The sequence below is a fragment of the Paenibacillus sp. LS1 genome (genome assembly GCF_026013365.1).
GTDB lineage: Bacteria > Bacillota > Bacilli > Paenibacillales > Paenibacillaceae > Paenibacillus.
Genome location: NZ_JAPDOE010000008.1, coordinates 223,467 through 231,554 on the forward strand (window position 1 = coordinate 223,467; position 8,088 = coordinate 231,554).

General features: G+C 45.6%; 8 protein-coding genes. 6 read left to right on the forward strand and 2 right to left on the reverse strand.

Annotated elements, in window-relative coordinates; genetic code table 11:
* Nucleotides 1-109 precede the first annotated feature (109 nt).
* On the reverse strand, nt 110-2,422 hold the full coding sequence (locus OM416_RS23930; protein WP_264933699.1) for a ribonucleoside-diphosphate reductase subunit alpha: 2,313 nt from the start codon (nt 2,420-2,422) through the stop codon (nt 110-112).
* A gap of 773 nt (nt 2,423-3,195) precedes the next feature.
* Between OM416_RS23930 and OM416_RS23935 the strand changes: the two genes are divergently transcribed.
* From OM416_RS23935 to OM416_RS23945, 3 genes are all read left to right on the forward strand, one after another.
* A complete protein-coding gene (locus OM416_RS23935) occupies nt 3,196-3,522 on the forward strand; it encodes an MTH1187 family thiamine-binding protein (protein ID WP_264933701.1) in 327 nt (108 codons plus the stop codon).
* A 225-nt stretch (nt 3,523-3,747) separates the two neighbouring features.
* Nucleotides 3,748-4,116, forward strand: a complete 369-nt coding sequence (locus OM416_RS23940) for a hypothetical protein (RefSeq protein ID WP_145151937.1) — start codon at nt 3,748-3,750, stop codon at nt 4,114-4,116.
* A 25-nt stretch (nt 4,117-4,141) separates the two neighbouring features.
* On the forward strand, nt 4,142-5,374 hold the full coding sequence (locus OM416_RS23945; RefSeq protein WP_264933705.1) for an exo-alpha-sialidase: 1,233 nt from the start codon (nt 4,142-4,144) through the stop codon (nt 5,372-5,374).
* A gap of 84 nt (nt 5,375-5,458) precedes the next feature.
* Here OM416_RS23945 and OM416_RS23950 read toward each other — a convergent pair whose 3' ends face one another.
* Complete coding sequence (locus OM416_RS23950; RefSeq protein WP_264933708.1) at nt 5,459-6,583, reverse strand: PsbP-related protein; 1,125 nt, start codon at nt 6,581-6,583, stop codon at nt 5,459-5,461.
* A 432-nt stretch (nt 6,584-7,015) separates the two neighbouring features.
* Here OM416_RS23950 and OM416_RS23955 point away from each other — a divergent pair, with 432 nt between their 5' ends.
* The 3 genes from OM416_RS23955 to OM416_RS23965 all read left to right on the forward strand — a co-directional run bounded on the left by OM416_RS23955 (nt 7,016) and on the right by OM416_RS23965 (nt 7,848).
* Nucleotides 7,016-7,120 carry a hypothetical protein gene (locus tag OM416_RS23955; RefSeq protein ID WP_017690880.1) on the forward strand — a complete coding sequence of 35 codons (105 nt, stop codon included), beginning with the start codon at nt 7,016-7,018 and terminating at the stop codon, nt 7,118-7,120.
* A gap of 43 nt (nt 7,121-7,163) precedes the next feature.
* A complete protein-coding gene (locus OM416_RS23960; RefSeq protein ID WP_201028111.1) occupies nt 7,164-7,271 on the forward strand; it encodes a sporulation protein YjcZ in 108 nt (35 codons plus the stop codon).
* Nucleotides 7,272-7,536: 265 nt separating this feature from the next.
* Nucleotides 7,537-7,848 (forward strand): hypothetical protein, encoded by a 312-nt coding sequence (locus OM416_RS23965; RefSeq protein ID WP_076332695.1) that lies wholly within the window; start codon nt 7,537-7,539, stop codon nt 7,846-7,848.
* The last annotated feature ends 240 nt before the right edge of the window (nt 7,849-8,088 follow it).

The window sequence follows — 8,088 nt, forward strand, 5'->3', positions numbered from 1 at the left end:
AACCAGGGCAACGCCATTTTGCAATCAAAACAGGATGCCCTGGTGGTCACCTTGAATCTAGTAAATCTTCTCTATCATGGATAAAACGGATCTTGCGCAAAAATCAAGATTATTCAATCGTTAATGCCCGGCTACGAACATAATAGGTTGATTTCATGCCGGCTCTCCAGGCGTGCAGATGCAATTCCAGGAATTCTGTTGCTTTAATATCCGGTCGAACGTAAAAGTTGAAGCTTTGTCCCTGATCGACGTGGCGCTGACGGGCAGCCGCCATATTAATGGAAGCATGTTGATCCACCATGAACGCCGTTTGGTAATAAGGGCTTGTTTTTTCGGACAGATCCGGAGCCGGATTGGCAATTTTGTACGTTGTTTTCTCTTCATAAGATAACAGCTCATAGAGCGGATCAATACTAGCCGTTGAGCCGGCAATGATGGACGTGGAACCATTAGGTGCAATGGCGAACAACCAGGCATTACGTACACCGTTTTGCTGTACTTCGGCTTGCAGTTCTTTCCACTGTTCGGTTGTCACGAATTCACCTACGCGCTCACCGGATGTGTACTCGCGTTGGTCGAAGTAATGACCACTTTCCCAATCGGAACCTTTGAACTTCGGATAATGTCCTTTTTCTTTGGACAGCTCCATACTGGATTTCACGAGCAGGTAGTTAATTTTTTCATACAGATTATCGTTATATGTTACCGCTTCGTCAGACTCCCAATGAATGCCTTCGAGAGCAAGCAGGTGGTGAAGTCCAAACGTTCCCAGACCGACTGCGCGATATTGGCTGTTGGTATATTGGGCTTGCAACACTTCAATGTTGTTAATGTCGATAACGTTGTCCAGCATGCGTACCTGAATTGGAACGAGACGCTCCAATACATTATGAGGTATCGCGCGTGCCAGATGAATGGAGTTCAGGTTGCAGACAACAAAGTCGCCAGGCACTTTGGAGATCACGATGCGAGTTTGTCCATCCTTGGTTACGAGTTCTTCCTTTTCAATTACAGTGGCAGACTGGTTCTGCATGATTTCGGTACACAGGTTGGAGGAGTATACCATACCGTGTGCACGGTTAGGATTCGAGCGGTTAACCGTATCCCGGTAGAACATGTATGGTGTGCCTGTCTCCAGTTGGGATTTAAGTACACGCTTCATGATGTCAATTGCCTGTACTGTAATCCGGGACAGCAGTGGGTGATTCACCGCTTCTTCGTATTTATCACGGAACGCACCTTCGCCAAAGGACTCATCATAGAAATCTTCCAGTCCGAGTGCACGACCATTCTCGTCCTTCCAGCCCATCACTTTCTTCGTTTCGTGTGGACAGAACAGGCTCCATTCGCCGCGAGTGGATACCCGCTCCATGAACAAGTCAGGCAGACAGATGCCGTGGAATACGTCATGCGCACGCATACGCTCGTCGCCGTTGTTCAGCTTCAGATCGAGGAAGGCCAGAATGTCTTTGTGGAAAACGTCCAGGTAGACGGCAATGGCACCTTTACGCGTACCGAGCTGGTCTACGCTGACCGCTGTATTGTTTAGTTGGCGAATCCAAGGGATTACACCGGAACTTGTATTTTGGTGACCACGGATATCCGAACCACGAGCTCTGACTTTGCCGAGGTAAACGCCGATGCCGCCACCCATTTTGCTCAGACGAGCTACATCCGTGTTGGAATCGAAGATGCCTTCGAGTGAATCATCTACAGTATCAATGAAGCAGCTGGAGAGCTGTCCGGCTACTTTTTTACCTGCATTGGACATCGTAGGGGTAGCTGCAGTCATGTACATGTTGCTCATTGCCCAGTAAGCTTCCTTGACGAGATCCATACGTCTCTCGGCAGGCTCCTGATGCATTAGGAACATGGCGATAACCATATAACGCTCTTGCGGCAATTCCATTACTTTTCCGTCAAAATCGTGTGCGAGGTAACGTTCTGCCAGTGTGAGCAAGCCGATGTAATCGAAGAGCAGATCGTTGCGGTAGTCAATGCACTCAGCAAGTTCATCGATCTGTTCTTTGGTGTAACATTCCAGCAATTCTTCGCGGTAGATACCTTTCTTCACGAGATCTACAAGAAGAGGATGGAATGCGCCGTAAGGCTCGTCCGGGTATGATTTGTATCTGCGGTTGGTAGCCGCTTTTTTGTACAGGGAAGTGAGCAGGGAGCGTGCCGCTGCAAATTTCCAGTTAGGCTCCTCTTTGGTTACCAGTTCCAGTGCGCTCATGATAAAAGCGTTGCTGATTTCGTCTCCGGTAACTTCATCACGGCGGAGCTTGCTGTTTACCCCACGTACCAGACGTTCCTTGTCCAGCATTTCCAGTCCTTCCAGAGTACGGTCGGCATATACCGAGATGCGCATATCATCAAAGGCAAGCTGGCGGTTGTTCGGCTTGGTCACAACTTGTGGCATGAATATTCCTCGCTTTCGCATGTTTAAGAGATAAATTGGAGAAATTCTTTATATAAAGAATTGAGTGTCGTCTTACGGTGAGAAAAAGGTAAAGGTTGCGTTTGGCGGACTGAAACGGCGGTGACAAGTCATGTCTTAAATCGCTCAACTTGAGGAGCACAAAACAGCACAATGCAGAACATGCTCATATAAAAAGCATTCTCCCCGCCTCGCGGCTGAAAATGCCCATGGATGCTCTTGCTTCCTTACTGTCTTAGTAGTCAGGAAATCGACAGAAAAGGGTGCTTATGTAAGCTTTTGTATATTGCAGATGTGCCTGTAGTTTGAGGATACCGGATGCAGTCCAAACAGCCCCGTTAACCTCCATGTCAACTCTGTTTCGAGAAAGCGATTTACACCTACAGGGACGTGCCTTTGGAGGTGATTTCATCCTGTTTTTCGCGAGAATGCAGAAGGTGACTAATAGAAGCGGAGAAATCTAGTGTTACTACATTTTGTAGCTGTCAACATACTGTAACCCAACATATTGTGTTTGTAAAGTGGGCCGATACAGTAAAACGTAATTCCGAGTATACCATTTAAGCGAGGAATCCGCAAAGGAAAAGGACTGGAAGATTTGAAGATTTATCAAAAAAAAATTTTGACCAATTCGAATGACGTCTTCACGTCAGTTTGAATTGTAACGTATTCAACTGGTAGAATAAAAACAGTCAAAAATCGACTAAAAATAAGTGGCAGCGGTTGTTCACGGGGCCCAGAGGAGGCGGAGCAAAATGGCAATAGCAGAAGTGACTGTAATTCCAATCGGAACGGGTACGACCAGTCTGAGCAGTTATGTGGCAGACATGCAGAAGGTATTGGAACATCAACGGGGCATTACATATCAGTTAACTTCCATGAGCACCATTATTGAGGGGCCGCTTAACGAGGTCTTTACAGCAATTGCGGCTCTGCATGAAGCGCCGTTTTTGTCAGGAGCTCAGCGCGTATCCACATCCGTCAAGATCGACGACCGTCGTGATAAACCGGATGCCTCAAGCTTACAGAAGTTACAATCGGTTCAGGATAAATTGACATCGCTTCAGACAAGACCTAATTAACAGAGTGCAACTTCAGCGAAAAATAAGCCTCGTATCACGACTGCAAGTCCCGGTTCGGGGCTTGCAGTTTTTGCTCTTTATTGTGGTTTTCAAAGTTAGGCGATTCTTGCAAGGATTCTTTCAGAAATTCGCAGATTCTGCCGTGTCTTTCAACGAGAGATCACATATTTTATAGTATACTGTCAATCTTTGTCGGCAGTGATATAGAGGAAGGGAGGCATGGTGATGCCCTATAGTACAGGTCTCATCTTCAACACTCCGATGGGGAATGATCGTGCGACACAACTGATCGTTACTTGCCTAAATGATTCTCTCAATATTCCCTCCAATATCGAACTTCAGGTCTTTCGCTGGGACACTTCCCAGAACGCCAGAATTCCAATAGGCCATGATCTGTTCCAGTTACCAGCCCAAGTATCCAAAACATTATTGTATACCCTGAATGCAGCGGATTATTTTGAGGTTCAAAGCGACTATTTCAGTGCAACCAGCACGATCATTCAGGTGTACAGTCTGGATTCCGCAGGGAACATTACGCAGCGTGTGCTGCAATCGGAGATGGTATGGGTGGACCGCTTCACCAATATTCCTTAAATTCAATATGCGGAGGTGAATACAGATGCCAGTTGTAAATATTACAGGGGCACTGGGAGGCAGCCAGTTCGAACCATCGATCGCGGTTAATGAATTGCTTCCCAATATAATGTGTGTTGTTGCGGTCGATACAAGTACTGGACCAACAAGGACCGGATTCTACCGCTCCATTGATGGGGGGCAGACCTGGGTGACATCAACTCTGCCGCAACCAGCAGGGTACGAGGGTGCGGAAGCGCCTACGATTGATTATACCTTTCCAAGCACATTCATTGTAACGGTACATGTATTCAATGGAGATAATGACGGTACGATCATTAGCTATACTTCGCTTGATGACGGTGTGACCTGGACCCCGCCTGTATTTGTTAATAGGGGTTACGGACTGATTGTTCACAATGATGAACCGTTTGTAGCCTGTGATCGTACGCCTGGAAGCCCCTATCGAGGGAATGTTTATGTCGGCTATACCCCGCTGGCAACGGCAGCTTCATCGATATTCTTACAACGAACTGAGGATGTGGCATCAACCTGGCAGATTCCGAGCAGGATCTCCAATCCAAGAGGTTTCCATGATCGGGCGACCATCGGGATTGGATTCACAGGGCAAGTCTATGCCGGCTATATCCTCACGGGTCCGGGCAGTGCGTATGCTTTACTTCGGACTTCCTATGACGGGGGCACTACATTCCAGCCACCTATTAGCAATCAGTCCACCCTAATTGCCTCCGTTGTACCTTCACCGCAGGTTTTGCCTGTACCCAATTATGCATTTCGTGTCCAAACAAACCTGAATCTGGCTGCGGACATATCCAACAGTATCTACAGTGATACTGTTTACGCGGTATGGAATGATGCCCGGAATGGGTATACGGATGTATTCATGTGTACCTCACCCGATGGATTGCTCTGGAGTGAGCCGGTGAGTATTACAGGAGCACCGGTGGGAACACAGAATTTCTTTCCTTCCATTACCGTATCTCCGTTCACCGGTGTAATACGGGTTATCTACTACACCAATCAGCTCGATGGTTTTTTGCTGGATGTCTATGTGGCGGAATCGTTTGACGGGGGGGCGACTTTTACGAATCGGAGGCTTACTACAACTTCGTTCAATCCGAATGGGAACTCGCCTACACCTACGGTACTCATTGGCGACTACATCACTGCTTACACCCAGGCACCCGACAATCTGGCGGCGGTATGGATGGCAACAACCCCGCCTACAGGGAAGCTGGATGTCTATTTCGGGTCATAAAATAGAGATGTCTATAAATTAAAGGACAAAAAGGACCAGCTTAACGTTCATTAAGCTGGTCCTTTTGTATATGCATGTAACATATTAATCTGCAATTACCAGTGAAGCACCAATCAAAGTGGCATTAGTGTAACCACCGCCAACATTTTCAAAAGAGAAGTTGGTAATTGGCGCACCAATAACAGTAGCATAATCGCCATCAAGTAGATCTCCGGTCGTTGCAGGGTATAACGCTATAATATCGTTCCCATTCTCATCCATGACATGAACGATAGAGAAGGTTGCTCCGAGAGAGCTATCTTCTTCAACGGAGATGACTTCCCCGCTGACTTGTACGAATGTATTGTAATAATTGGCCACATTTTTATTCAGATGACGGGTCGTTACATTGGAGTCAACGAGACCCTGTACCTTTTTGCTTAGTTCTGCCGTAATGGCCGGGAATACATCGCTATCTTTACCAAAGAAATCGTAAGAAGCCTGCTCCATAAAGGCTGTATCTTCTGTAATGTACGGAGTTAACTCATTAAAGAAATCGGCAGCTGATGACGTGGCCGATGAATTTCCAGTCGTTGCAGTTTGAGCTGTTTGCTCCAGAGGAGCAGTAATATTCAGGGAATCAAGGATATCTTTGATCTCGTCTTGATTATACGTATCTTTGGCATAGGTTAACGTCATGCTATAGAGTTCTGTATTGGTCGGAATCAGATACTGGACAAGGGCAACATCGGTACCCGATGTGTGTTTATACGAGCCTTCCAAGACACCAGCGCTATATTCTTTATAAGGCTTGTTTGTGTAGCTGGTTTTTTTATAATCGGAAATGCCGATAGTTGAACCGTTTTGTGTGTAATAATCAACTACATTATTGGCGTATTCTTCAGGATTAGTTGAACCCGATGGGCTAGCCTCAATCGTCAAGTTAACGTTATCTGCAAATGTGGCTGATGAGGATTGGTCCGAAAAAGCAGCTTTAATTGCGGGAACATTCATTTGACTTGTATCTACGCTTTTCCAGGATTCAGGATATGCAAAAGAAAATCCTTCTCCACTATATGTAGTGTATTTCGCAGCTTTAGCTTCCGTTGAAACAGTTTCAGTTGCTTGGGTTGTTTCCGAAGTTTGGGTATCGGCTGTTGTGTTTGTTTCTGAATTACCACAAGCGCTAAGCAATGCGGCTAGTGCCAGAATCGTAATAAGTTTCTTCATTATGTCTAATTTCTCCTAATGTGCTTCCCATCGGTTGGGATTTTTTCTAAGGTCATCATCTTGTTTGCGATAATCAAGTTTAGATGTTAGGTGTTCGTAATTGCTCGCTTGCTAATAAACTTAAGAACTGCCTGGTTTCATCCTTGAGCTAATTCGGAGACTCCTTTCTACTTTATTAGTAAAATAATAACATTAATAAAGATTTCAGTATTCATAATTATCAAAAAGGTAATTTGTCTGATGTAACCGTGACATTTATTTGTGACTTAAACGTATTTGAATATAAGAACCTGACTAAAGAACTAACCTTGTATGTATGTGCAATTAGAGAATGATTTGTGGAAAAGAACTGCCCATTTTCGACCTGAGCCCGGTCCCATGTGTGATTGGTGCATATAGTGAACTGTACCTCAAATCAAAGGAGGGGTTTACATGAGTGGAGTAGTAGGTGGATACGGCGGCGCATGGACATCGACTGGCGCGATCTTGGTTCTCTTTATCTTGTTGGTCATCATCTCTAAAGCATTCTTGATCTAATAAACCGTTCGGACCCTAATATATTGGTAAAGGAGGGTTCTGCATGAGCAAAGTAGTTGAAGGCGTAGGATACGGCGGCTGGACATCGACTGGAGCAATCCTGGTTCTGTTCATTCTTCTCGTAATCATCACTAAATCTTTCTGGGTATAATATGGCGAGCTCTGCCGGGCAACCGGTGGGGTTTTTTTTGTAGAGGACAAGCATGGTTGAGAGCAAGAGAGATAAGATAGCTTACCGTTTTAACGAAAGAATTGGTGGAATTTAAGAAACGGAAGGACAGAGTATGTTTCAAAAATGGGGAAGGTTACCTAATGGCTAAACGCCCATTTTGTCAAAATGAGGGCAATAGCCCGGTCCAGAGGTAGGCTAAATACATAGCTTAGGGGTGTAGGCAAATGTTAAGGAGGAATGAACAATGAGCGAAGTAAAACCGAATTCACCGAACGGACAGGGACACGTATACGGACATACGGGAGGTTATGAGCATATGCAAGGATACCAATACACAGGTCATGAAATGCATGGGTATGGATATGGTTGTGGAACAATGCCAATGGGATATGGCTATGGATACGGACACCATGCCAATCAGGCTCCAATGATGCACGGTTATCAACAGGGCTGTGGAGTATCCTATGGTCATGGTGGCTCAAGCTGGGGTTCCATGGGTACGATCCTTGTACTGTTCATCCTGCTGGTCATTATCTCCAAAACCATGTTTATCTAAGTAGTTGTGAGTGCAAGACGGCTTTGCTGAATGTGGATCGTTACGATAGGGGCTGACTTAAAAGGCTCTAAATAAACCCCTGTGTTCGAAGACGGGGTGTAACGTTCCTGATGATTCAGATCGGCACAGCGCAGGATTCATCCTGCGTTGTTTCTTTTTTGTTTAAGGAGTAGTTTCCTAACGAACTCCACAGGCTCTATTCCATGAATTTCTGCCATTTCGAAAATTTAACGAATCGTA

What these genes read in the sequence shown, in the direction of transcription:
- OM416_RS23965 (WP_076332695.1), top strand. Translation starts at nt 7,537, where the DNA reads ATGAGCGAAGTAAAACCGAATTCACCGAACGGACAGGGACACGTATAC.
- OM416_RS23930 (WP_264933699.1), bottom strand. Translation starts at nt 2,422, where the DNA reads ATGCCACAAGTTGTGACCAAGCCGAACAACCGCCAGCTTGCCTTTGAT.
- OM416_RS23950 (WP_264933708.1), bottom strand. Translation starts at nt 6,583, where the DNA reads ATGAAGAAACTTATTACGATTCTGGCACTAGCCGCATTGCTTAGCGCT.
- OM416_RS23940 (WP_145151937.1), top strand. Translation starts at nt 3,748, where the DNA reads ATGCCCTATAGTACAGGTCTCATCTTCAACACTCCGATGGGGAATGAT.
- OM416_RS23945 (WP_264933705.1), top strand. Translation starts at nt 4,142, where the DNA reads ATGCCAGTTGTAAATATTACAGGGGCACTGGGAGGCAGCCAGTTCGAA.
- OM416_RS23960 (WP_201028111.1), top strand. Translation starts at nt 7,164, where the DNA reads ATGAGCAAAGTAGTTGAAGGCGTAGGATACGGCGGCTGGACATCGACT.
- OM416_RS23935 (WP_264933701.1), top strand. Translation starts at nt 3,196, where the DNA reads ATGGCAATAGCAGAAGTGACTGTAATTCCAATCGGAACGGGTACGACC.
- OM416_RS23955 (WP_017690880.1), top strand. Translation starts at nt 7,016, where the DNA reads ATGAGTGGAGTAGTAGGTGGATACGGCGGCGCATGGACATCGACTGGC.